Source organism: Zhengella mangrovi, assembly GCF_002727065.1.
GTDB classification, from domain to species: Bacteria; Pseudomonadota; Alphaproteobacteria; order Rhizobiales; family Rhizobiaceae; genus Zhengella; species Zhengella mangrovi.
In genome coordinates, this window is sequence record NZ_PDVP01000059.1 from 1 (window position 1) to 1,020 (window position 1,020).

The 1,020-nt window shown below is 65.4% G+C and carries 2 protein-coding genes; both read left to right on the forward strand.

Features of this window, described 5'->3' with window-relative positions; all coding sequences use genetic code 11:
• Positions 1-315: hypothetical protein (locus CSC94_RS24795; protein ID WP_165784590.1), on the forward strand; the 315-nt coding region annotated here is incomplete at its 5' end.
• Positions 316-542: 227 nt separating this feature from the next.
• Positions 543-905 carry a hypothetical protein gene (locus CSC94_RS23965; protein WP_099308861.1) on the forward strand — a complete coding sequence of 121 codons (363 nt, stop codon included), beginning with the start codon at positions 543-545 and terminating at the stop codon, positions 903-905.
• The last annotated feature ends 115 nt before the right edge of the window (positions 906-1,020 follow it).

Sequence of the window (1,020 nt, forward strand, 5' to 3'; positions counted from 1 at the left end):
CGCGACCGCTCGCTGGACGAAGCCCACCACTATCTCATGGCCTTCGGCATCCTGCACATGCTGGACCGGTCGCATCGGGCCATCCGGTACCGGCACCGCGACGGCGAATGGTGGAGCCGGCAGAAGTGCCTGATGGGTGACAAGATCGGCGTGACCAAGACCGAAGTGGGCCGGATGCTGGATCGCAGCCGCCGCTGGTCGGCAGAGGTTCCCGCACTTCGCATGCTGGCGCCCTGGCTGGAAAACGTCACCGAACGCCTCGAGATCAACACGCCGGATGACGCGGGCATGGCCGACGAACGGAAGGCAGGCTGAACAGCCGCCCGGGCGGGGCCGGCGATGCGCCGCTGAAGCGTGAGGTCGCGCCCGCAAGGCGCTCAGCCACCGTGCCCGGTTCATGGCGATCGCCGGTCTTTCCAGGGCGTCCGGCCGATGCATCCAGCAGATGAACAGCAAATGAAGGGCACGTTCGGAAAGGGTTCAATCAGCAAAGACTAACGTTTCTTCATCGTTTCAACCCGAACCTTGAAGGGACCACTGCCATGACCGCCATCCGCCGCCGCCTCGCCATCGTTGCCTTTGCCTTCGCTTCCGCCATGGGCGCCGCCGCCCTCCCCGCCCATGCCACCGGTGGCGGCCACGAGGTCGCCCCGATCTCCGCCGGCGCGGTTGCCGTCGCCGCCGTCTACCATCCGAACGGCGGGTTCTATTTCCTCGGCAACGGCCAGTGGCAGGAACGCGGCGACAATGGCGCTACCTTCAACTTCTTCGAGACCGCGCGGGGCCAGACGACGGTCATGCTGACCGACCCGTCGCGCGGTGTCCACATCGAGCTCAACCTCGCCGCAGGCATGATCCGCTACGCCGGCCCGGGCGACGCGCGCTACCGCGACCTCTACACCTGAGCTGCCCCCCGAATTTCGGACGCTGACGTAGGCTATGAATTGCTGTCTGCTGATCTTCGACGAGAAGGAGATCAGAGATGTCGAAACGGAAGCAGCATTCGCCGGAATTCAAGGC

Coding starts and splice junctions, on each gene's coding strand:
- CSC94_RS23965 (WP_099308861.1), top strand. CDS start 543: ATGACCGCCATCCGCCGCCGCCTCGCCATCGTTGCCTTTGCCTTCGCT.